We start from the raw sequence: 24109 nt of genomic DNA on the forward strand, positions 1-24109 counted from the left end.
GAGCTTGATTTAAATTTGAAAATTACGGCTAGAATGATTATTTCTAAGGAGATATTCCATACGGTTTTGGAAAAAATTATTAGCATCAAATAACTTATTTTTGTTTTATTCGACTTTACACATGCAAAAAACCATAGGTCTGTTTTTAATTGGGATGATGCTAAGCACGCAGCTTTTTTCCCAAACTTGGGCTAGAATGCAAAGCTGGGGCCTTGACCTTGAAGCCATCACTTGGGTGGATCAAAATGTGGGATTCAGTGTAGGAGAAAATCTCATCATAAAGACTACTGATGGAGGAGCTACCTGGAATGAGCTTCCGGTAAGCTTTGACGGGAAGCTGTTTGATGTGGCTTTTTGGGATGAAAACATCGGAGTAGCAGTAGGAGACAATGGCTTAATTTTAAAAACGCAAGACTCTGGTAACACCTGGGCCATACTTCCATCGGGTTCTACGCAGACCTTAAATAATCTAGAAATATCCACCGAGGACAAAATCTTAGCTGTCTCTGATGCAGGCGAGATCCTATTTTCAGCAGATAAAGGAAATACCTGGACACAGAAATCTTCTGGCACCAACCAAAGCCTGAACGATATAACTTTTATAAACTCTGATACTGCTTTTATTGCTGGCGGCCAGGGAAGGATTTTGAGAAGCTACGATGGAGGAGATCAATGGACTTCTTTGAATTCGGGACAAACGTTAAGCTTAAATGGAATAGTTTTTTCAACCCCGCTCATTGGCTATGCGGTAGGCGAAGCTGGGACTATTCTAAAAACTATAGATGGTGGTGATACTTGGCTGCCACAAACTTCCCCTGTGACTACTGACTTAAAGAAAGTAGCGATAAGCCCGCTGGACATTCGCATCCTTACAATTGTTGGTGACTTGGCTACTGCGCTACGATCTACCAATTCTGGAGCTACATTTGGAAAAGCTAATCTAGGAGCGACCAACACGAGAAACCTAAAGGGTTTGGAGTTTAAGCCTGCTAGTAATCTTGTAGAGGCTGTTGGACAAGATGGATATCTGATTTCCTCTACTAATGCGGGAAGTAGCTATAGCCAAAGACTGGCAGGAATCCGAAATGACTTCACAGGAACTGATTTTAAAACAGATCGGGTTGGACATATTATCGGGCAGCAAGGGGCGGTTTATGTCACATCAAATGGTGCAACGACCCTTGTTTCCAGACCGATTCCTGATTCAGTTGATCTCGTTGGATTAGATTACTGGAATAACTCTTTTGGCTATGTTGGGTCAAACTCAGGTAAAATGTTCAGAACATCAAACAGCGGATCTAGCTGGGTGCCCGTGCCTGCTCAAACAGCAGAAACCATAACTGGATTTTACCTTTTCGCACCATCTGTATTATATGTCACCGGCACCAATGGCTATATAGCCAGATCATTTGACTCCGGTGGGACTTGGGATGCAGCAGGAATTCAAACAAACACCACAGAAAATTTACGGGACATTACCTACTTTGATTTTCAGGTGGGATTTGCCATGGGTGATAATGGGCAGATCAGCTGGACAAATGGGGGAAATACTTGGGAAAACCTGCCAAAGTTGACTTCGGAAAATTTGAATGCGCTTTCTAAATTGGATTCTTCCTCGGCCATTATAGTAGGCGATGCTGGCGTAATTCTCAAATCTGAGGATATGGCAAAAACATGGAGAAAGATTACTGTTCCCTTTACAGAAAATTTTACTTCTGTTGACTTTTGGGATGAATACCTGGGATTTATATCAGCAGAAAATGGGTTGATTCTTCAGACAAAAGACGGGGGAGAATCCTGGGTACAAATTCCAACAGGAACAGCTAGAAACCTTACTGGCATTAGTGTAGGCACTCCAACAGTTGCATTTGCCGTCGGAGATGATGGTACAATTTTAAGGTATGAATGTATTCCACCTACCGATCTTTCGGAGATTATTGGAGAGGGGCAACTTTGCCAAACCATAGGGCAATATGCTATAACAGATGCTGCAATTCCTGGCGCCCAACTTGTTTGGCGCGTAGATGGAGGGGAAATTATTTCAGGGCAAGGAACCACTGAGGTAGAGGTATTGTGGAATACACCCGGAAGAAACGGTGTGTTTGTGAGCATGCAAAATTTCTGTGGAAATGGAAGTACATCTTCGCTGGAAGTAATTGTGTCCACAAATCCAACTTCAACTATTCAAATAACTGGAAACGGCTCTGTCTGTATGGAAGATGTGGAGCTTTACTCCGTTCCAAATCAATCGGGTGTAACTTATACCTGGGAGATTAGCGGCGGAGAAATTACTCAAGGTCAAGGTACTTCTCAAATTCAGGTAAAATGGACTACATCCGGAAGTCAACGAATTACCTTGATCCAGGAAAATCAATGTGGAAAGGCAGATCCTGTAGAAAAGCCTATTGCCGTAAATATGCCACCTGATCAACCTGGAGAAATACAAGGAGAGATACAAACAGGTCTGTGGCAAGCAGAATATTCTGTTCCAATTCAGGAATCTGTCAATTTCAAATGGAGTATTTCAAATGGAGGAGGTTCAATTCTGCAAGGGCAGGGAACCGAAAAAGTCACTGTCCTTTGGGAAAAGGAAGGAGATTTTCAGATTAGCGTGACTCCTGAAAATGAATGTAATGATGGAGTAGCCAGGATCTTAACTGTAAATGTTAATGTGATTACTGCCTTGCCAGAGAAAGAGGATTTGAATATTACTGTATTTCCAAATCCATCTTCAGGAACAGTTAAAGTGCAATTGGGAGCTGGAAATTATCAGAGTCTCCAAGTAATTAATGGGTTTGGTCAAATCATCCAATCCATTGAAATAGAAAATGGTACCAAAGAAATTACAATGGAGGACTTACCCCGAGGGATAAATCTAATTCAGCTATTTACTACCTCTAGTGTAGTAGTTAGGAAAGTGGTGGTGAACTAATCAAAAAGAAGCTAGGTGACTATTGCTCTCCCCGAATATTCACATATTGGAAAATATCTCCCACGGTTGAATTTTTCACAAAAGCCTTTTTCAAAATAGCTTCAGGAAAATATCCTGCTTTCTCCAAAACATTCATGGATTGACCATTAAAGTCATAGACTTGAGCAAAGATTCGCTCGATGTCAAACTTCTCAAAAATATACTTAGTGTAAAGTTTTACAGCTTCGGTAGCAATCCCCTTTCCCCAAAAAGGCTCACCTATCCAGAATCCTAATTCCATGTTGGTACGGAGCTCATCTTTCCCTCTATCTGATCCTATAGCTCCAGCTAGCCTTCCTTCAAACTCCACAGCAAAATTTTGTGGGGGATTATATTTCTGATTGTGCTCTATCCAGTGACGAGCATCGTGAATCGTATAAGGCTGAGGATAACTGTCCTTCAGATTCATTGCAATCTTGGGATTATTGGCCAAAGGATAGAGTTGGTGAAAATGAGCCTCATTCCAGGTCACTAATCTTATTTCTCTTTCTCCGGTGATAATCATAAAAGTCTGATGGTTAATTCTTCAAGATAATAGGCTAATCGCAGAATCAATAAAATTCAAAGGTAATTTATACAATTCTTAAGCCTAATCTTCTAATCCGCTGGTATTCATTCTGTCTAGATTTTCTGCAAATCTCAGAGCGGATATAAAATCCTCAATATGCCCATCCATTACCTCGGGGAGGTTATACACAGTTTTATTGATTCTGTGGTCAGTTACTCTTGATTGAGGATAATTGTAAGTTCTGATCTTGTCTGATCTATCCCCAGAACCAACCATTGATTTACGCTGTGCTCCTACAGCATCATTGTGTTTTGCAAGCTCAATTTCATAGAGGCGGGACCTCAATACTTTCAGCGCTTTCTCAAAGTTCTTAATCTGTGACTTTTCATCCTGACAAGTCACGATCAATCCTGATGGTTCGTGGGTTAACCGCACTGCCGAGTAAGTTGTGTTTACGGATTGTCCACCAGGGCCAGAAGAACAGTAGGTATCCTTACGGACATCATTCATGTCAATATTAACTTCCACTTCATCCATTTCCGGCAAAACTGCCACCGATGCTGCGGAAGTATGAACTCGCCCTTGAGACTCAGTAGCCGGTACGCGTTGTACTCTATGTACCCCAGATTCGTATTTCATCCGGCCATATACATCATCTCCACCTGAGATGGTAGCGATGATTTCCTTATATCCTCCAGCAGAGCCAAAGGTCAAATCCAGAACAGTTAGCTTTAAGTTCTGCATTTCGCAGAAACGCTCGTACATACGGAATAAGTCTCCTGCGAATATTGATGCTTCATCCCCTCCAGCTCCCCCTCTGATTTCCAGAATACAATCTTTGGCATCATTAGGATCCTTTGGAATCAAAAGTTGCTTCAATTCATTCTCAAGCTCCTCCTTTTTTGGTCTAAGTTCGTCTAGTTCTGCCTTAGCCATTTCTCTGAAATCTGGATCTTTTTCCTTATCCAAAAGTTCTTTTGAACTGGCAATATTTTGCAGGACTAAGCTGTACTCATTGTAGACATTTACAATTTTTTCTAAGTCTTTGTATTCTTTGGTCAGTTTGGCGTATTTGCTCATATCGGCCATGGACTCAGGCAGAATGATCAATTGACCTACTTCTTCAAAACGTTCTTTGATTGATTGTAATTTGTCTAGCATAGTATTTTTTTCGCTGCGCAAAAGTAGGCAAATTTATCCGGAGGCTGAATATCCAGTTAAACTATTAACTATGAAGTCCATGTAGCGTTTCTAAATTTCACCACGTCTTTAGCTCATGAAACAGGCTGCGTTATTACTCATTTGCTTAGGATCTCTTTTTGCAATGGCTTGTGAAAAGGAAGAACCTTTCAAGAGCTGTATTGACCAAGACAAGATTAGAATTTTGGCTTGCACTGAGCAGTATGCTCCAGTATGCGGCTGTGACGGCAAAACCTATGGGAATGCCTGCACCGCCGATGCGGCAGGAGTTACTTCCTGGACTGAGGGAGAATGCAACTAAAAAAGGCTGCCCATTTGGACAGCCTTTCAATCTTATTCTACAGTAACTGATTTTGCTAAATTCCTAGGCTGATCTACGTTACAACCTCGCATCACTGCTATGTGGTAAGAAAGCAGCTGAAGAGGAACTACCGCTACTAGTGGAGCAAAAGCCTCATGCGTTATAGGGATTTCGATCACGTGATCTGCAATGGCTTTCACTTGAGTATCGCCTTCCGTTACTACAGCGATCACTTTTCCCTTTCTAGCTTTCACTTCCTGGATGTTGCTAACCACTTTTTCATATGAACTGTCTTTCGTAGCAATGAAGAAAACTGGCATTTCCTCATCAATCAATGCAATCGGTCCATGCTTCATTTCTGCAGCTGGATATCCCTCCGCATGGATATAAGAAATCTCTTTTAACTTCAGTGCACCTTCCAATGCCACCGGGAAATTATATCCTCTACCTAGATAAAGTGCATTCCTCACATCCTTGTACTCCTCAGCGATATATTTAATCGCCTCATTTGATTTCAAAGCTTGCTCGACTTTTCCAGGAATTGCCTCTAGTTCATAAAGAAGCTGAATGTACTTGCTCTCCGTTAACGTGCCTCTTTGATAGCCAAGTTTGAGCGCCATCATGGCCAAAATTGAAATCTGGGCGGTAAAAGCTTTGGTGGAAGCCACACCAATCTCAGGTCCGGCGTGAGTATAACATCCTGCGTGAGTAGCTCTAGGAATGGATGAGCCAACAACATTACAAACTCCAAATATTGTGGCTCCTTTTGATTTAGCTAGCTCAATGGCTGCCAACGTATCTGCAGTCTCCCCAGATTGAGAGATCGCAATGACAAAGTCCTTCTCTCCAATAACTGGATTTCTATACCTGAATTCAGAAGCGTATTCCACTTCTACAGGTACTCGGGCAAATTCCTCAAATAAATATTCTGCTACTAATCCGGCATGCCAAGATGTACCACAAGCGGTGATGATAATTCTTTCTGCATTTTGGAATTTGTTCATATAATCCCGCAATCCTCCAAGCACTAAACGACCCGATTTTGCATCTAAACGACCTCTTAAGCAATCTGCAATTGATTTAGGTTGCTCATAAATTTCCTTCATCATGAAATGCTCGTATCCACCCTTTTCGATGGCTTCCAGTTCCATTTCCAGTTTATTGATGTAAGGATTGGTCTCTACATTCTCTATATTTTTTATGAGAAGTCTATTATTACGGATTACTGCGATTTCAAAATCATCCAAGTAAATCACCTTGTTCGTGTATTCTACAATTGGTGTGGCATCTGAAGCTAAGAAATATTCATCCTCACCAACTCCAATTACCAATGGAGAACCTTTTCTCGCTGCAATAAGTGTATCAGGTTCATCCTGATTGATCAGTACAATCGCATATGCACCTACTACCTTATGAAGCGCAAGCCTAAGCGCCTCCTCCAGGCTACAATGATTATTCAATTGTATGTCTTCAATAAATTTGATGAAGACTTCAGTATCAGTATCGGATTGAAAAGTGTATCCTTTTTTGGATAAGTCTTTTTTCAAAACCTCATAGTTTTCAATGATTCCATTATGAATCATTGCAATTTTTTGTGAAGACGCGCAGTGTGGGTGAGCATTTACATCATTAGGTTCACCATGGGTAGCCCATCGTGTGTGCCCGATTCCAATCTTGGATACCAGATTAGATGAGCCATCAAGAAGCTTTTCTAATTGAGATACTTTGCCCTTCTTCTTATAGACATTAAGGCCCTCATCATCTAATAGTGCAACACCAGAGCTATCATAGCCTCGGTATTCTAATCTTTTAAGTCCTTTGATAATAATAGGCAAAGCTTCTTGCTGTCCTACGTATGCTACAATTCCACACATAAATAAAAATTCTTCTTGTTTATTTGAACTTTGACAAAGAAACACCTTTCGTGCCAAAAAAAATAATCCACTTTCTAAAAATTAGGAAGTGGATTAGGAGTTATTATTCAAAATCGGAGATACTATCTGGATCTTGAGTAGATTACTTTTACCTTTATTTTATTGTTGTTAACAATTAGCTGGCTGAGAGACTTTTTTGAATCAGAGTTATAAAGCAACCAATCTTTTCTTGTGAGGTTGCCTCTAAATAGCGCGTTCACGTGTGAAGTGATTAATTCACTATAATCTCTGGCTTCAGAATCATATATTAATGCAGCTGGATAACTAGTATTTGGAGTTTCATCTCCATTTTCACCTACAATAACCTGAGGATATCCATCTGCCTGTACGGTTAAGGGTGTTCCTGCACTAGTTGTTAATATTTCATTACTTGAATCAGTGAAATATATTGAAATATTTGCAGGTACCAGTTCAGTTTCAGCTCTTGGCTCAATTTCTCCAAGTTCAAGTGATACTTGGTTAAAGGTTACTCCCGAAAGAGTATCCAAAAACGCATCAAAAGGACTGGTGTCCAATTTGATGACCATTCCAAGATTTGATTTTATACCCACCAAAGGGCCTACGTCGTAAGCTGTTTTTGTATCAGTAACTATGGAAGTTGGTGTTCCGCTTCGATCACTTTTCACCCCGTTGAAGCTTCTTGAGGAGGCTGTGGTGATATTGTAAAGTGTAGAAGTGGTATCTCCTTCGTAATGGTAGTAAATCTTCAATCCAGTAGAACTTCCAACACCCACTCCTATGGACGAGTTGTCACCTTCTCTAGCTTTTAAGGCTATTCCTGGGAAATAATCACGGAAGCTGAAGAGATCATTGAATTCGACACCAGTTTTCATTTTGCTGAAAATTTCCTCTGCAAAAGGTTCTTCTACCTGAAAAGAGGCAAGTGAATCAGTCGCCTCTCCAAATACAATTTCACCAGAAGAAAATGGATTTGCCTCATAAGAAAGTTCATCAAAATTGTAATACAGCGTATCCAATATTGGCTCTGTTAGCTTATGAATGGAGAAATACTTAGGTTCATCCAGATCAGCTCCATCAACACTTATGATGTTCAGAGAAAAGTAAATTGAGTCCAGAATGGCATCTATATCAGGTCTTGTTGCCGACGAGTTAATGTACATTCTAGAATACCCAGTGCCGGATGTTTTACCAAAGAAATCATCTTCCTCTTCTCCCACAACCAGTACTGATTGATTAGTGGTATTAAAGGAATCCAGTAAAACTACCTGCGCAGGAAGTTCAAACTCCTCGAAAACAACGCCAATTTGGTTGTTTCCGGGAGCTAGCTCAATGCCAACTGTGGCAGGGTCACTACAAGAACTGATGAGGAAAAGGGACGCAATTGCCCCAAAGGCCAGCTTAACCGGCGAGATTCGTGTAAATATCGAATAGCTCTTCGTGAGCCTGTGCTTCTGATTCTGCTTCAATGCTGATGTCAAACTTCTTGTCTTTTGAGAAATCCTCGATTAGTTGGTTTAATTCTGCGGAAACTTCACCGCCTTTGACTACCAAGTCTGCATACTCCATGCCCATCTTGATAAATCCTGTAAAGTCTTTGCTTTTCAAAGGTGCTAAAATAGCGTCATCTATATCCACCATCTTAACCTTGTTTAACAAATCATCGCCAAAGGTATGAGAAAATCCGTTGTTGTAGATCGCAAATACAGACTTCGTGTCTTTAAATAAAGGCTCGCTCTTGTATGTGGTCTTCAAATACATCGGGATCAAGCTGGTCATCCAGTCGTTACAATGAACGATATCCGGAGCCCAACCCAATTTTTTCACAGTTTCGATTACGCCTTTACAGAAGAAAATCGCGCGCTCGTCATTGTCCTCATAGAACTTTTGCTGCTTGTCATGAAAAACATGCTTACGCTGGAAATAATCTTCGTTATCAATGAAGTAAACTTGCAGTTTCGCATTAGGTATGGAAGCTACTTTTATTACCAAAGGTTTTTCCTCTTCTCCTACCGCAATATTGATTCCTGACAATCTCACTACCTCGTGTAGCCTATTCTTTCGCTCGTTGATCAGACCGAATCTTGGTACCAAAATTCTGATTTCCATTCCACGCTCTTGCATAGCTTGCGGAAGGGATCTTAAGAAATTGGCGACTTCTGATGTTTGGAGAAAAGGGTTGATTTCACTGGCAACGTAGAGGATACGTAATTTGGACATGTTTATTGGATTTTAATGTTGAAGGTGAAAAAACAACTGCGCAAAGATAATAAAAAAAGCCTATATAGCCTTGTTTTGTTGAATAATAATATACATTTGCCCCTATTTACCCATACTAAACCCTCTTCCAGTGCACATAGTCTATGCTGGCGCCGATTGGCAAAAATACTGGCTTAATTCCCTTAAAAGCGATAAAACGATAGGCTTGGTACCAACGATGGGCGCACTTCATGAGGGCCATCTTGACTTAGTAAGAAAAGCCAAGACAGAAACGGATATTGTAGTCGTTTCCATCTTTGTAAACCCTACACAGTTTAATAATCAGGAAGATTATGACAACTATCCAACTACTATAAACGAAGATTTGGATAAACTTAGGAAAGAAAATGTGGACTTTGTTTTCCTGCCAAAAACAGAAACAATTTATCCTGAAAAACCTGAACTAAGCATTAATTTCGGTGAGTTAGAAACGGTATTAGAAGGAGCTTTTCGCCCCGGCCATTTCAATGGTGTAGGTATAGTTGTTTCCAAACTTTTTAATATCATCAAACCTAATCAAGCCTTTTTTGGACAAAAAGATCTTCAGCAAACAGCAATCATCAAGCGGTTAGTCAATGACTTGTCAATAAATATCAAGCTAGAAATAGTACCCACAAGAAGAGAAGTTGATGGTCTAGCGATGTCTTCGAGAAATGTACGACTCAACCAAGAAGAAAGAAATCAAGCTCTGATTTTAATTAACAGTTTGACCAAAGCTAAGAAGGAACTTTTAGAAGGTATGCCTTGGTTTGAGGTGCATAATCAAATTAAATGTGATTTTGAGGAAATGCCATTGGCTAGTTTGGAATACTTCGAACTGATTCACCCTGAGTACTTTACTACGTTTAAAGATTTTGACGCAAGTCAAAAATCATCTATTTGTGTGGCAGCATATCTCGGAAAAATCAGATTAATCGACAACCTTCCAATAATTCCTTAATTTTGCGGCAAAATTAAACCAATGCAAATTCAGGTACTGAAATCCAAAATTCACCGGGTGAAGATTACCCAGGCTGAGCTCCATTATGTAGGTTCAATCACTATTGATGAGGATCTGATGGATGCAGCGAATCTTATCGAAAATGAGAAAGTCCAAATCGTAAACGTTAACAATGGCGAGCGATTGGAGACTTATGTCATCACTGGGGAAAGGGGCTCAGGACAAGTATGTCTTAATGGTCCTGCTGCACGAAAAGCCCAGGTGGGTGATATTGTAATTATCATTTCTTATGCAGGAATGGAAATAGAAGAAGCCAAGAAATTCAAACCGGTATTGATTTTCCCAGACGAGCAAAATAAACTCATCTGATGGGTCAACAATACATCAAGCAATTTATCCAGGTAGTAATTTCATTAGGAATTGCGATCTGGATTTTTTGGTTTTTATACAAAGATATCGCGCTAGACTCATTAATTGACCAAGTTAGGTCGAGCAATTGGTCCTGGATTGTATTTTCAATTTTGATTTCAATACTCGGGTATTTCGTCAGAAGCTGGCGCTGGACCTTGCTGATAGATACTGAAGAAGGACAGAAGGTTACAGTAACTCGCGCTTACCATGCTTTAATGGTTGGATATTTGGTAAATATGCTAATACCTAGAGCTGGTGAAGTCGCCCGCTGTGGAGTACTCACCCGTACAAACGGAATTTCTATTGGCTATTTAATAGGTACCGTCATAGTAGAGCGTAGTGTTGATTTGCTATGCCTTGTTTCGGTAATTTTGTTAGCATTTCTGGTCGAACGAGAGTTGTTTTTAAACCTTGCCAATCAGCTTATATCGATTGATTCTTTGGGTGAACAACTACTTTCAAATCTTCCCATTGTCATCGGAGGGTTAGCAATTCTTTTGCTTCTGGTTTTTTATATTCTCAAGAGATTTCGTGATCATGGATTAATCAATAAACTGCAACATTTTTTCAGAGAGATCCTTTCAGGCCTCAAGCAAATAGGGACTCTGGCCAACCCGGCAGGATTTTGGATCAGTTCAATTTCACTCTGGGTGATTTATTTTTTAACTATGTACACCATTGCTTTTGGGATTCCAAGTACTGCCAATTTGTCTTCTGGAGAAATTCTCTTAGTCATGGTTATGGGCAGTATTGGCATGGTAGCGCCGGTTCAGGGTGGTATCGGGACCTTTCATGCACTGGTGGCCTTCATTTTGATACAGTTGGGAATATCGGAAGTAGATGGAAAAATATTTGCTGCCATTATCCACGGAACCCAAGCTCTCCTTGTATTAGGTGCTGGTCTTATAAGTTGGTTAATTATGATAAAATTACCCTCTTGGATTAAACCTGAAGAAGTATAACACGTATTCAACTCTGCTAACATTATATCTTATGATACTTATCTTAATCGTAGTCGTTTTCGCCATTGCCGGATTTGTGGTAAGTAGAAAACTCAAAAGTAAATTTGCTCAGTATTCACAAGTTGCCCTGAAGGCCAACTTATCAGGGGCAGAGATTGCCAAGCTCATGCTTGCTGACCATAACATCTCTGATGTCCAAGTTCATGCAGTAGAGGGTCAATTGACAGATCACTATAATCCTGCAAACAAAACAGTAAACCTGAGCCCAGATGTGTATTATGGGAGAAATGCTGCCGCTGCAGCAGTTGCATCTCACGAGTGTGGACACGCCGTTCAGCATGCCACATCTTACACTTGGCTTAACCTAAGATCCACACTTGTCCCACTCCAAAACAGTGCTGGGAAGATTCTGAACATTGTCTTGATTGCTTCATTGTTTGGCGGATTTGCCTTAGGACTACCTTACGAATGGGTTGGTTTTATAGTAGTAGGCGCATATAGCATTATGACTCTTTTTACCATTGTTACTTTGCCGGTGGAGTTTGATGCAAGTAATAGGGCTTTAGCTTGGGTCAAGACTAGAAATATTGTGACGCCGGATGAATATGCGATGTCCAAAGACTCATTGAAGTGGGCAGCAATGACCTATGTGGTGGCAGCTTTGGCCTCAATGGCAACGCTAGCTTATTACATTTTCGTTTTCTTTGGTAATCGGGATTGATACAGATCAAATAAAATATTGGATGAGGGGCAAACATTGCCCCTCTTTTTTTTTTGCCATATATTCAAAGCAGATAGCTAAACCCAAAGAGATAATTATGCATTTTGAATTGACAGAGGAGCATCGCGCCGTGCAAGAAGCAGCGAGAGATTTTGCAAAAAATGACTTGCTTCCAGGAGTAATAGAACGAGATATTGAGTGCAGATTTCCAGTAGATGAAATCAAAAAAATGGGAGAACTCGGCTTCATGGGAATGATGGTTGACCCAAAATATAGCGGAGGTGGAATGGATACTGTTTCTTACGTCATTGCGATGGAAGAACTATCTAAGATTGATGCTTCAGCATCTGTAGTCATGTCTGTTAATAATTCCTTGGTATGCTGGGGAATGGAAAAATACGCTTCCGAAGCCCAAAAAGAGAAATACCTGAAACCACTAGCATCAGGTCAGAAGCTTGGTGCTTTTGCGCTTTCAGAGCCAGAAGCAGGTTCAGATGCCACTTCGCAGAAAACGGAGGCATATTTAGAAGGGGATCATTATGTATTGAATGGTACCAAAAACTGGATAACCAATGGATCAAAAGCTGATACCTATTTAGTTTTTGCCCAAACGGATCATAGCAAAGGGCACAAGGGAATCTCAGTTTTTATAGTAGAAAAAGGGTGGGAAGGTTTTTCCCAAGGACATAAAGAAGATAAACTTGGAATCAGGGCTTCTGATACTACTTCACTCATGTTTACCGATGTGAAAGTGCCAGTTGAAAATCGAATTGGTGAGGAAGGCTTCGGTTTCAAATACGCCATGGAGACCTTAAACGGTGGCCGTATAGGTATTGCAGCGCAAGCTCTAGGCATAGCCGCAGGCGCTTATGAGTTTGCCGTGGCCTACTCCAAAGAACGCAAAACCTTTGGTAAGCCAATCAGTCAGCATCAGGCTATACAGTTTAAGCTTGCTGATATGGCTACAACCATCGAAGCAGCTCGACTTTTGGTTTATAAAGCGGCATGGCTGAAAGATCAGGGGGAAGATTACTCTCACGCTTCTGCTATGGCAAAATTATACGCCTCTCAGGTAGCAATGGATGTAAGTATTGAGGCAGTCCAAATTCACGGTGGCTATGGATATGTGAGAGAGTACCATGTAGAGCGACTGATGAGGGACGCTAAAATCACACAGATTTACGAGGGCACATCCGAAATTCAGAAAATAGTCATATCCCGAGGTATTCTCCGCTAATAACTATTTTATTCATAAAAGGGTATAGTTAAATAAAACTATGCCCTTTTTTGTTTTTTTAACACCATCGGTAGAATATCTACGATTTTTCATTAAAAAAATTATATTTTTGTTGTTCTGTTTTTTTAATACTTATTCATGGAATATTACAACAAAGTAATCGAATCGGTCAATGTAAGGTTTATCAGAGGAAATAACTTCAGCGTAGAAAAACCTATTTCAGTAAATGATTATGCTGAATCTGACAATACATTGATTCTACTTCATCACGGTACACTTAAGTTTGGCGAGGACCAAGAATTATTGAACGAAGGAGAAGTACTCTTCTTGCCTGCGGATCAAAAAACCAAACTTAGCTTGGGCGGTGGTTCAAAAAAAGGAGAGATTACAAAGGAACAATTTCAAGAAAATAAGAGAAAATACTTGCAGAGTATTAGTTTCAGAGATATTAAAAGCACAGAAGACGATTGTATATCTGTTCTTGGGTTTGAATCTAAAGTTTTTGATGTTGTAAACTTTTTTAATTCACTAGATATTCCTCCTTTCATCATTCGCTTTAACGATCGTTTAGCGACTATAATTGAGGATCTGATGAAAGAAGTTGAAGTCAGTAACGTCGGTAAAGAGCGAGCGCTGAAATCCCACACGGAATTACTAGTCATCGAGCTACTTCGCCATATTCTTAAAAATAGATTGTTCCTTGAAGAACTTTCTACCAACGCTACTTACTTCAAAGATCCTCGATTGATCGATTTGTTCAATTTCATCAAGACGAATTTGGGAGGAGATTTATCTAATAAAATTCTTGCTAAAGTTGCCAATGTGTCAGAAGACTATGTGGGTCAGTATTTCAAAATGCTCACAGGAATCAATCCACAGGATTACATCGAATATCAGCGTATGGAAGCAGCAGTTGAACTGTTGAGAACCACCAAAAAATCTATCCGTGATATTGGCAAAGAGGTTGGCTACAAAGACACGGCTTATTTTTGCCGAAGATTTAAAATGATGTATGGGGTTCCTGCCGGAAAAATGAGAAGAAGAGAGTCGCTAATTAACGTTTAATGACAAGTTCAAAAGCACTTTATAATCTAAGACCTTAGCTAAAAAGCTAGGGTCTTTTTCTATCGCATTCCCTATTACCAACAAGTCAGCACCGCTTTCGTAGGCATTTTTCACTTTTTCCAAAGAATCCAATCCACCACCTACAATAATAGGTTTGTTGGTTGCCGATTTTACGGCTTTTATCACTTCGGATGAAACGGGAGATTTTGCACCACTTCCGGCATCCATGAAGAAATATTTCATCCCTAAATAGTGGCCTGCAAGTGCAGTAGCTTTGGCAAGAGTAGGCTTAGAGTTAGGTAATGGGAGTGTTTGAGTCACATATTGCACGCTAGTGATATCGCCTTCATTTACCAGCATGTAGGCAGTAGCAAGAGCCTCCAAGTTCATTTTTTTAATTATTGGTGCTGCTAGCACCTGTTGGCCGATTAGGTATTCGGGGTTTCTACCTGAAATTAGTGAAAGAAATAAAATAGCATCTGCCTCTTGTGCGAGTTGCATCTGTGAACCAGGAAAAATTACTACAGGAATATTGCCGGCGACTTTTTTCACTGAAACTACCACATCTCGGAAATTATCCCGGCTGAGTGTGCTCCCACCTACAAAAATCAAATCTAAATAGGAATCCTTAACCCAAGCATATTCATCTTCGAAAAGCGCTGGGTTTATAAATTTGTCAGGGTCCAGTAACCAAGCCAGTCCTTTGGTGCCGGATGAATGAAAATCCTTAAGAATTTTACTGACTTTTTTCTTCGGTTTTGACATCTTCTGACTGGGGAGCAAATAGATTTGGGAGAAATTTCTCTTTTGCAAAGGCGAGTCCTAAAACAAACAATCTTTGTCCAATGCTAGGCCAAAATGATGATTTGGAACTCTCTGTAAGTCGTTTTTCAATTTCTTTTGTAAGCAATCCTTCACGTTCGAGAACTTCAATGGCCTCATCTGTTTTCCGGTCTTTACGTTTTTTCCGGGTTTGAACGATCGCTAAAGCGATCAACCCACCGGCAATCACAACACCTCCTATTTTTATCCAGTCACCAGATTCAGCTTTAAACAATTCTAACTGTCGAGCTAAAGTCTGTTCAAGCTCTTTTTCCTTTTCTTTCAAGTCCTTATTCATTTCCCTTACGCTTACCGAATATTTTAGTCCTAAAAACAAAGCTCTTCAATCCCTTTTGCATTTTTTCTTGTGTAGGGTGATTATCTCTTACCAGGAACAAAATCAATAGCACTAATAAGTACAGCAATCCAACCAGCAGGAATCCCATATGAGGAGATTCAAAATATTGACTTAAGAAAAATGCTAAAGACAAGCTTAAAAACAAGAGAACCAGAAGTAGACTACCTCCCATTAAAATCAAGAAAATCATTCTTGATAATATACTCGAAAGCTGATCTTGTATGTCCAGCTTGATCATGTCTATTTTGGTTTCGACTATCCCTTTGACTGTCTGTACTATTTCTCCGATTTTTAGCATAATTAAAAATTTGTGAGACCTTATCCTTGAACTAGGACACAATATACTTGAATTGATAGGAGCAAAAAAATTATGCAATCATATCAACTTCCTGCTCCTCATAGAATTTATACCTCAAAACTAATTCTAATGCAAAGGCAATAGCTTCATTAATAGTGAATTGCTGACAGAGCGATTGGTCGATCTCATCCAAACGACTATAGAAAGCTGTAGCAAGCGGAATGTCCATGTCATTGTTAATTCTTTCGCTGGTATTTTGAAACTCCTCGGCCTTTTCTTCCTTCAATACTTTGCAAATGATAAGGTCTTTTTTGCCATACTTGGTTTTTCTGGCAGAGGCCGCAAACAGTCGACAGATCATTCCTCGTTTGCTATGATTGCCACAAAACCCTTGTTTACCGTCAGCAGATTGAGGCCTATAAATCACGCAGCTTGCGCCTTCCTCAGTGCTTTCGATAGATTGTAAAGTTGATTCGGCCAAGCCTTTGGCATAGAGGTCAAAGGCCAATGGCAGAAATTCTAACGGGGAGGCTGGTACTTTGGGATTTGCACAGCAAAAACCGCATCCTGACACACAGCCTAATCCACTCTCAGACACAAATTGCTTTGTTTCTGACTCCAGCTCACCGAACACGTCCAGTGTAGCTTGAGATTTTTCAGCGAGATTCATCTCTTTATTTCAAATAGTGGCGCAAAAATACACTAGTCTTAGTCGATTGATTCTCGGGAGCAAGTATTTTTTTATATTGAGAGTCAGTCATTTAACTTTCTCATTGCTGATTAGTGGGGGTTTCCCTGTCCATTTCAGCCCAGAGATCGTTTTCTTTATTAAAAAGAAGCGTATGAGCAATCTAGAAAATCAAAATGAAGAAGATAAGATCCGCCAAGCATTCAAAGAGCGGGATTGGAATGAGATAAAAAGTGCTGATTCGTGGGCAATTTTTAAAGTGATGTCAGAATTTGTTGAAGGCTTTGAAAAACTGGCCAAAATCGGACCTTGCGTATCTATTTTTGGTTCGGCTCGAACACCCAGAGATCATCATCATTATAAAATGGCTGAAGAAATTGCTGCCAAACTGGTTCGCCACGGATATGGAGTAATCACAGGTGGTGGTCCAGGAATCATGGAAGCTGGAAATAAAGGAGCTCATTCCGAGGGCGGTAAGTCAGTGGGCCTGAATATCGTTCTGCCTTTTGAGCAATTTGATAACATTTACATTGACCGTGATAAGTTGATCACCTTTGACTACTTTTTTGTGAGAAAAGTGATGTTTGTCAAATATTCCCAGGGCTTTGTGGTGCTGCCGGGTGGATTTGGCACCATGGATGAATTTTTTGAAGCCTTGACGTTAATTCAGACAAATAAAATAGGGAAATTTCCTATCGTGCTGGTCGGGAAAGAATATTGGACTGGATTGGTAGATTGGATTAAAAAATCATTGCTAAGTCATCACTATATTAATGAGGAAGATTTAGATCTGTTCTCTGTAGTAGAAGATGAAACGGAAGCTGTGAAAGTAATTGATGATTTTTATGGTAAGTATTTATTAAGCCCGAATTTCTAGCCTTCTGAGTGGTAAATGCAGCGAAATGCAACTCAGAATTACTTTATTGAAGAAAATGAATAAATCTCACATAATTCCCCTTTACACTTTACTGCTTCTTTGCTTAGGATTGGCAGGGTATGCTGTTTGGAAAACACCCACCGCAGTAATATCTGAGCCTCAGGTGGCGAGTGTGCAGATGCTGCAGTCAATGCCTAATTCTTCTCGAGACAGTATTCGACTTTTCGACCTTCCAGAGGAATTGACTTTTGCTGGGGAGCGAGTGCCTTTGGAAATAGCTGATGTGAAAGAGAGGCTGGAGCGGGAGATCTATGTGAATGCCTATTGGCAATCCAACATGATTTTGCTAATGAAGCGCTCAAGTAAATTCCTTCCTGAAATAGAGGAAATGTTGAAGGAAAACGGGATTCCCGATGACTTCAAATACTTAGCTATGGCAGAGTCTGCGCTGATGAATGTGGCCTCTCCAGCCGGAGCAAAAGGGTTTTGGCAAATAATGGAGTCTACCGGAAAAGAATATGGACTGGAAGTTACCAATGATGTAGATGAACGATATAATCTGAATAAAGCTACAATTGCAGCCTCAAAATATCTCAATAAAGCTCATAATAGATTTGGAGATTGGACTGCTGTGGCGGCAAGTTATAACATGGGGCAAGCTGGCTTTTCCCGTAGACAGGAAGATCAGCTCGCCAAAAACTATTATGATCTGTATCTGAATGATGAGACTAGTAGGTACTTGTTTAGAATATTAGCTTTCAAAGTAATCTTCGAAAATCCAGGAGAATTCGGTTTTCATCTACGAGAGTCAGACTATTACCAAAATCCTACTTTTAAAACAGTTCAAGTCAGTGCTGACATTAAGAATCTAGCAAACTGGGCAAAGCAGCAAGGAAGTAATTATAAGGAATTGAAGCTCTATAACCCTTGGCTGCGTGACAAAAACCTTAATGTGAAGCGAGGTAAAACTTATGAGATCATACTTCCAGAGTAACAAAATAAATAATAGAACGATGGGGAATAAACTGACTGCAACTGAAAAATTCATATTCGGAAATAAGCTAATATGTGCCGTCTGTAATAATGATACGTTTTGGGAACGAGAGACATTGATGAACACCAAGGGTATGTCTTTTTTTAACTTGGATTGGGCTAATAAATCAGCACAAAATCTGGTTTGTGACAAATGCGGCTATGTGCATTGGTTTTTAAAACCTTAACAACTTCAAGGTACAAACTCAACCAAAATGGGCAACTCATCAGTCAAAAGTTTTTCAATTTTTCACACACTTACGATTAAAGCTTCAGAAGACAAAGTCTTTGACGCAGTTTCAGACCCTAGGCATCTAGTCAATTGGTGGCCTCAGAGATGTACAGGTTCTCCAAAACTTGGGAGTATTTATAATTTCTATTTTTCAGAGGAATATGATTGGTTTGGTAAAGTAGTGTCTGTTGATCCAAAGAAATCCTTTCATATAAAAATGACTGAGTCCGATCAGGATTGGAATCCCACTACCTTCGGGTTCGAATTGGAAGAATCTGGAGAAAAAGTGGTTGTAAAATTTTCCCACACCAACTGGCCAGCTTGTAATGAACACTTCAAAATAGCATCCTATTGTTGGGCTATTTTGCTTCAAGGGTTGAAAAGCTATATAGAAAAAGGAATAATTGTTCCATTTGAAGAGAGAGAATAAACAATACCTGGCAACTCATGTCAATTCAATGAACCAATCCACCCTTCTCTGGTTATACTCTTTGAACTTTACTGCCGCGTGCAGCTGAAATTTCGTACCTTCGCCGTTTAAAATTGCCCGCCGAATATATGAGTCAAGTCACTCCTGCACAGGAAGAATACATAGAGATTTTTGGAGCCCGAGAGCATAATCTTAAAAACCTAGACCTTAAAATCCCCCGCAATAAACTTGTGGTTATTACTGGGCTCAGTGGTAGTGGAAAGAGTTCGCTAGCTTTTGATACGATTTATGCAGAAGGTCAGCGCCGTTACATGGAGTCATTTTCTGCCTACGCGAGATCTTTCCTCGGAGGCATGGAGCGCCCAGACGTGGACAAAATTAACGGTCTCTCTCCTGTCATCGCAATCGAGCAAAAAACAACTTCCAAAAATCCCCGATCTACCGTTGGCACAGTCACAGAAATTTATGATTTCATGCGTCTGCTTTATGCTAGAGCAGGAGATGCATATTCTTATCTGACGGGAAAAAAAATGGTTCGCCAAACTGAGGATCAGATTATCGATTTACTATTTGAAAACTTTTCAAACAAAAAACTTTACATCCTTGCCCCAGTAGTAAAAGGGCGAAAAGGGCATTACAGGGAGCTTTTTGAGCAAATTCGCAAAATGGGTTTTTCCAAAGTCCGAGTGGATGGAGTAGTAATGGAGATGGTTCCCAAAATGCAGGTGGACCGATATAAAATCCATGATATTGAAATTGTAATTGATAGAATAGTAGCTGAAGAATCCGATCGTTTTAGAATCACCCAATCCCTGAAATCGGCTTTACAGCATGGTAAAGGTGTGATCATGATTCGGGATGAGGAAGGAGAAATTCATCATTTCTCAAAGTTCTTGATGGATCCTGAGACTGGCCTGTCCTACGAAGAGCCTGCCCCAAATACCTTCTCTTTTAACAGTCCTTATGGAGCATGTCCCACTTGTAATGGTCTTGGCATTACCGAAGAGATCACGCGGGATAGCATCATCCCAGATCCAAAGCTGAGTATCACTCGTGGAGGAATTGCGCCTTTAGGAGAGTATCGAGATATTTGGATTTTTAAAAAAATAGAAGCTATTCTGAAGCATTACAAGTGCAGCATGAGTACGCCGATAGAGAAGTTACCGGAGCATGTAGTGGATATCTTGCTTAGCGGAGATAAAATCGAAGTAGCAGTCGATTCCATTAAGCATCCAGGTACTAAATGGCACACAACATTTGAGGGTATTATCAACTTCTTGAAGAAATATCAGGAGGGGAGTTCAGATAAGATTCAGGATTGGGTTAGCGAGTTTACTATTACACAAACTTGCCCCGATTGCGATGGATATAGGTTAAAGCAAGAAGCACTTCATATTAAAATAGACGATACGCACATTGGTCAATTGGCTGTGATGGATATTCGTTCTTTGGGCGAATGGTTTGAAGGTGTGGAGAGTAGGCTTTCTGATAAGCAAAATGTGATCGCATCAGAAGTCTTGAAAGAAATTCGTAAAAGAATTGGGTTTCTATTGGACATTGGGTTGGATTACCTTTCCTTGAATAGGCCACTTCGGACACTTTCTGGTGGAGAAGCGCAGCGGATCAGGTTGGCTACTCAAATTGGTACTCAGTTGGTTGGTGTACTTTATATTTTGGATGAACCGAGTATTGGTCTCCATCAGCGCGATAATGAGAAATTAATTCAAGCGCTTCAAAGTCTGCGGGACTTGGGTAATTCTGTATTAGTTGTGGAGCACGACAAAGATATGATGCTGGCAGCTGACTATGTGTTGGATATGGGGCCAGGAGCAGGAAGGCATGGCGGACATATTGTGTCGGACGGGACGCCTGCTGAAATTTTGAAAACAGATGGCCTTACTGCAAAATACCTTGCTGGAAAAATTGGCTTGCCTGTGCCAAAAGAACGTAGAAGCGGAAAAGAAAAGTCACTATTAATTAAGGGTGCTACAGGCAACAACCTCAAAAATATTGATCTTAAACTTCCTTTGGGGACATTAATTTGTATCACTGGAGTTTCAGGAAGTGGGAAAAGTACACTGATTCACGAGACGCTTTATCCGATCTTAAATCAGCAAATCTACCATTCGAAGAAAAACCCGATGCCATACAAAAGTGTGGAAGGATTGGAACACTTGGACAAGGTAATAGAAGTGGATCAATCACCAATTGGTAGAACTCCCAGATCCAACCCTGCAACTTACACCGGAGTTTTCTCAGATATTCGAGCGCTTTTTACCGAACTTCCTGAAGCTAAAATCCGAGGGTACAAGCCCGGTCGCTTTTCTTTCAATGTTAAAGGCGGAAGATGTGAAGATTGCGAAGGAGCGGGAATGAAGCTAATCGAGATGGATTTTCTTCCAGATGTGCATGTTCCTTGCGAAACTTGCAAAGGCAAACGATACAATCGTGAGACATTAGAGATTCGATACAAAGGAAAATCAATTTCGGATGTCTTGGATATGACTGTGGAGCAAGCAGTGGAGTTTTTTGACAAGCTTCCGAAAATCCTCCGGAAAATAAAAACACTGAATGATGTGGGCTTGGGCTATATTACCCTAGGTCAGCATGCTACTACACTTTCAGGAGGTGAGGCTCAGCGGGTGAAGTTGGCCACAGAGCTGTCTAAAAAAGACACGGGTAAGACTTTTTATATCCTTGATGAACCTACTACGGGGCTGCACTTTCAGGACATAGAATTATTGATGCTGGTAGTAAATGGATTGGTGGAAAAAGGAAATACAGTTTTGATTATTGAGCACAACATGGATGTGATCAAAATGGCTGATTATATAGTGGATCTTGGGCCTGAAGGAGGAAATAAAGGTGGAACAATCGTGGTACAAGGGACTCCCGAAAAAGTGGCCGCTACAAAAAATAGCTATACCGGTAAATTCTTGAAAATGGAATTAAATAGCTAACAAGGGTAATAATAAAGGGTATCCTCCTTTTATCAAATTATAAAAAAGGCCACAACTCTGTTATTTATCTTTGAACGATTATGAACAGAATTAGGCTTTATTGGTTTTTGCAGATAGTAGGCTGGGGCGGTTTTGCTTTGGTCACCATTGCTTTAGCATCGCTGACTGGGGAAATTGCTTCAGTTCAGGTTTGGGCCTTTATTGTACTTGCAGTTACCAATCTCATTTCATCGCATTTTCTTCGTCATGTAGTCAAAGAATATAATTGGTTTAAGTTGAGTATTCCTCAACTGTTGTTTCAGTCTTTTCTTGCTATTGTGGCGCTTTCTCTTGCCAATTTTGTAGCGCAAATCCTTATTAATATTGCCTTTGGCATACTAAATCCCGCTGAGGATTTTAAGGTGCTGGTGATTTTGTCCAATATATTTTTGGCATTTTTGATTTTCGCACTTTGGTTTGTTATTTACTTTTTAGTCCACTTTTTGGATAATTACAATACAACACTGAAGTATGAAGCTAAAATCAATGAAATCAGACTTAATCACCTCAAGAGTCAACTTAATCCTCATTTTATTTTCAATGCGCTGAATAGCGTAAGGGCATTGGTGGATGAAGATCCTATAAAAGCTAAAACTGCCATTACTAGAATTTCCAATATGTTGCGCTTTTCCTTGATGATGGATAAGAAGCAAACCATTGATTTTGGGGATGAGCTAAATACGGTAAAAGACTACTTAGAACTTGAATCCATTCGTTTTGAGGAAAGGCTAAACGTAGTATATCATATAGAGGATGAGGCCTTTAGCTATAAAATCCCACCTATGATGCTACAGACCATCGTAGAAAATGGAATAAAGCACGGGGTTTCCAACCTAGTGAAAGGAGGGACGATTGAAATCAAGTGTAGGGAGGGTTTGAACGATGATTTGTATATTCAAGTCAAGAATAGCGGACAGCTTACCCATCAGCCTACTTTGAATGCCCAGGATGAACAAGGGCACGGATTAAGTAATACTGTACAAAGACTGAAGTTGATATATGGAGATAAAGCAAGCTTCCGTATCTTCAACTCCGGAATTCAGTTCGTTATCACTGAAATTAAAATTCCGAAACAAAAAGTTACATTCGAATAACAAACTCAAGAAAAATGCGAGCCATTGTAATAGATGATGAAAGATTAGCACGTAAAGAACTGATCACCCTCTTAAATCAGCTTGAAAGTGTAGATGTAGTTGGCGAAGCGGTAAATGTAGATGATGCCAAAGACAAAATTGAACAGTTGAATCCAGATGTTATCTTTTTGGATATTCAGATGCCTGAAAAAACTGGATTTGAGCTTTTGGAAGAATTGGACAATGTGCCCCATGTAATATTCACCACAGCCTATGATGAGTATGCCTTGAAAGCATTTCAGGTAAATGCACTTGATTATCTTTTGAAACCTATTGAGCCTAAACGTCTTGAAGAGGCAATCACAAAGCTTCAGGGTAAAATAGAAGGCTATTCCAAGAGTGAAGAGTCTACTTCCACTCAAAATCAAAAAAAGTTAACACTTGAAGATCAAGTTTTTGTCAAAGACGGAGATAGATGTTGGTTCGTAAGACTTTCTAATGTTCGCTTATTTGAATCAGATGGCAATTATATCAAAGTGTACTTTGATAACTTTAAACCAATGATTCACAAATCGCTTAATGCCTTGGACGAGCGCTTGGATGAAAAGTCCTTTTTTCGTGCTAGTAGAAAGCACATCATTAATCTAGGCTGGGTAGAAGGCATAGAACCATGGTTTAATGGTGGCTTAGTTGTTACTTTAAGAGGAGGTGATAGAATAGAAGTAAGCAGAAGACAAGCAGCCCGATTCAAGGAAATGATGAGCTTATAATAATTTCATATCCAATAAAAAGCATTTGATTTCAGAGATAATTTCTGTAAATAGAGGATAATT

23 protein-coding genes are annotated in these 24109 nt (G+C 40.1%); 14 read left to right on the forward strand and 9 right to left on the reverse strand.

What is annotated here, in order from left to right; translation table 11 throughout:
- Positions 1-121 precede the first annotated feature (121 nt).
- Entirely contained in the window at positions 122-2932 is a 2811-nt protein-coding gene (locus tag ACPUEN_RS15410) for a YCF48-related protein (protein ID WP_425636790.1), read from the forward strand.
- 19 nt (positions 2933-2951) lie between these two features.
- Here the strand turns inward: ACPUEN_RS15410 and ACPUEN_RS15415 are convergent, their stop codons facing one another.
- Together ACPUEN_RS15415 and prfA are read right to left on the reverse strand one after the other, a co-directional pair.
- Positions 2952-3476: a GNAT family N-acetyltransferase gene (locus ACPUEN_RS15415; protein WP_425636792.1), complete on the reverse strand. Its 525-nt coding sequence runs from the start codon at positions 3474-3476 to the stop codon at positions 2952-2954.
- 84 nt (positions 3477-3560) lie between these two features.
- Positions 3561-4640: a peptide chain release factor 1 gene (gene prfA / locus ACPUEN_RS15420; RefSeq protein WP_111609746.1), complete on the reverse strand. Its 1080-nt coding sequence runs from the start codon at positions 4638-4640 to the stop codon at positions 3561-3563.
- 115 nt (positions 4641-4755) lie between these two features.
- Here prfA and ACPUEN_RS15425 point away from each other — a divergent pair, with 115 nt between their 5' ends.
- Complete coding sequence (locus tag ACPUEN_RS15425; protein ID WP_425636794.1) at positions 4756-4980, forward strand: Kazal-type serine protease inhibitor family protein; 225 nt, start codon at positions 4756-4758, stop codon at positions 4978-4980.
- Between the two features lie 32 nt (positions 4981-5012).
- Here ACPUEN_RS15425 and glmS read toward each other — a convergent pair whose 3' ends face one another.
- The 3 genes from glmS to ACPUEN_RS15440 form a co-directional block, all read right to left on the reverse strand.
- On the reverse strand, positions 5013-6854 hold the full coding sequence (gene glmS, locus ACPUEN_RS15430) for a glutamine--fructose-6-phosphate transaminase (isomerizing) (RefSeq protein WP_425636795.1): 1842 nt from the start codon (positions 6852-6854) through the stop codon (positions 5013-5015).
- Positions 6855-6976: 122 nt separating this feature from the next.
- Entirely contained in the window at positions 6977-8353 is a 1377-nt protein-coding gene (locus ACPUEN_RS15435) for a DUF4270 family protein (RefSeq protein ID WP_425636796.1), read from the reverse strand.
- The gene (locus ACPUEN_RS15440; RefSeq protein ID WP_111609750.1) at positions 8274-9092 is read right to left on the reverse strand and encodes a glycogen/starch synthase; all 819 of its coding nucleotides are present in this window, start codon (positions 9090-9092) and stop codon (positions 8274-8276) included. Before ACPUEN_RS15440 ends, ACPUEN_RS15435 begins: the two co-directional genes overlap by 80 nt.
- Positions 9093-9222: 130 nt before the next feature.
- Between ACPUEN_RS15440 and panC the strand changes: the two genes are divergently transcribed.
- The 6 genes from panC (at position 9223) to ACPUEN_RS15470 (ending at position 14467) form a co-directional block, all read left to right on the forward strand.
- Positions 9223-10071 (forward strand): pantoate--beta-alanine ligase, encoded by an 849-nt coding sequence (panC, locus tag ACPUEN_RS15445; RefSeq protein WP_425636797.1) that lies wholly within the window; start codon positions 9223-9225, stop codon positions 10069-10071.
- A 21-nt stretch (positions 10072-10092) separates the two neighbouring features.
- Complete coding sequence (gene panD, locus ACPUEN_RS15450) at positions 10093-10440, forward strand: aspartate 1-decarboxylase (protein WP_111609752.1); 348 nt, start codon at positions 10093-10095, stop codon at positions 10438-10440.
- Positions 10440-11444 (forward strand): lysylphosphatidylglycerol synthase transmembrane domain-containing protein, encoded by a 1005-nt coding sequence (locus ACPUEN_RS15455; RefSeq protein ID WP_425636798.1) that lies wholly within the window; start codon positions 10440-10442, stop codon positions 11442-11444. The genes panD and ACPUEN_RS15455 overlap by 1 nt, the downstream gene beginning before the upstream one ends.
- A gap of 31 nt (positions 11445-11475) precedes the next feature.
- Positions 11476-12165, forward strand: coding sequence for a zinc metallopeptidase (locus ACPUEN_RS15460; RefSeq protein WP_425636799.1), 690 nt, complete (start codon positions 11476-11478; stop codon positions 12163-12165).
- Between the two features lie 97 nt (positions 12166-12262).
- Positions 12263-13402: an acyl-CoA dehydrogenase gene (locus ACPUEN_RS15465; protein WP_425636800.1), complete on the forward strand. Its 1140-nt coding sequence runs from the start codon at positions 12263-12265 to the stop codon at positions 13400-13402.
- Between the two features lie 138 nt (positions 13403-13540).
- A complete protein-coding gene (locus ACPUEN_RS15470) occupies positions 13541-14467 on the forward strand; it encodes an AraC family transcriptional regulator (protein ID WP_111609756.1) in 927 nt (308 codons plus the stop codon).
- On the opposite strand, the gene ACPUEN_RS15475 is transcribed toward ACPUEN_RS15470, so the two are convergent.
- From ACPUEN_RS15475 to ACPUEN_RS15490, 4 genes are all read right to left on the reverse strand, one after another.
- On the reverse strand, positions 14453-15232 hold the full coding sequence (locus ACPUEN_RS15475; RefSeq protein ID WP_425636801.1) for a geranylgeranylglyceryl/heptaprenylglyceryl phosphate synthase: 780 nt from the start codon (positions 15230-15232) through the stop codon (positions 14453-14455). The two genes, ACPUEN_RS15470 and ACPUEN_RS15475, sit on opposite strands and share 15 nt — an antisense overlap.
- Positions 15204-15575 (reverse strand): hypothetical protein, encoded by a 372-nt coding sequence (locus ACPUEN_RS15480; RefSeq protein WP_425636802.1) that lies wholly within the window; start codon positions 15573-15575, stop codon positions 15204-15206. The genes ACPUEN_RS15475 and ACPUEN_RS15480 overlap by 29 nt, the downstream gene beginning before the upstream one ends.
- A 4-nt stretch (positions 15576-15579) precedes the next feature.
- Entirely contained in the window at positions 15580-15945 is a 366-nt protein-coding gene (locus tag ACPUEN_RS15485) for a phage holin family protein (RefSeq protein WP_425636803.1), read from the reverse strand.
- A gap of 70 nt (positions 15946-16015) precedes the next feature.
- Positions 16016-16615: a YkgJ family cysteine cluster protein gene (locus tag ACPUEN_RS15490; protein ID WP_425636804.1), complete on the reverse strand. Its 600-nt coding sequence runs from the start codon at positions 16613-16615 to the stop codon at positions 16016-16018.
- A gap of 172 nt (positions 16616-16787) precedes the next feature.
- Between ACPUEN_RS15490 and ACPUEN_RS15495 the strand changes: the two genes are divergently transcribed.
- The 6 genes from ACPUEN_RS15495 to ACPUEN_RS15520 all read left to right on the forward strand — a co-directional run bounded on the left by ACPUEN_RS15495 (position 16788) and on the right by ACPUEN_RS15520 (position 24046).
- Positions 16788-17510, forward strand: coding sequence for a TIGR00730 family Rossman fold protein (locus tag ACPUEN_RS15495; protein WP_425636805.1), 723 nt, complete (start codon positions 16788-16790; stop codon positions 17508-17510).
- Positions 17511-17565: 55 nt separating this feature from the next.
- On the forward strand, positions 17566-18504 hold the full coding sequence (locus tag ACPUEN_RS15500; protein ID WP_425636806.1) for a lytic transglycosylase domain-containing protein: 939 nt from the start codon (positions 17566-17568) through the stop codon (positions 18502-18504).
- A gap of 253 nt (positions 18505-18757) precedes the next feature.
- Entirely contained in the window at positions 18758-19204 is a 447-nt protein-coding gene (locus ACPUEN_RS15505) for an SRPBCC family protein (protein ID WP_425636807.1), read from the forward strand.
- Between the two features lie 128 nt (positions 19205-19332).
- The gene (gene uvrA / locus ACPUEN_RS15510; protein ID WP_425636808.1) at positions 19333-22164 is read left to right on the forward strand and encodes an excinuclease ABC subunit UvrA; all 2832 of its coding nucleotides are present in this window, start codon (positions 19333-19335) and stop codon (positions 22162-22164) included.
- An 80-nt stretch (positions 22165-22244) separates the two neighbouring features.
- The gene (locus tag ACPUEN_RS15515; protein ID WP_425636809.1) at positions 22245-23297 is read left to right on the forward strand and encodes a sensor histidine kinase; all 1053 of its coding nucleotides are present in this window, start codon (positions 22245-22247) and stop codon (positions 23295-23297) included.
- Between the two features lie 14 nt (positions 23298-23311).
- Positions 23312-24046 carry a LytR/AlgR family response regulator transcription factor gene (locus ACPUEN_RS15520; RefSeq protein ID WP_111609767.1) on the forward strand — a complete coding sequence of 245 codons (735 nt, stop codon included), beginning with the start codon at positions 23312-23314 and terminating at the stop codon, positions 24044-24046.
- Positions 24047-24109 lie beyond the last annotated feature (63 nt).

This window comes from Algoriphagus yeomjeoni, assembly GCF_049821175.1.
GTDB lineage: Bacteria > Bacteroidota > Bacteroidia > Cytophagales > Cyclobacteriaceae > Algoriphagus > Algoriphagus yeomjeoni_A.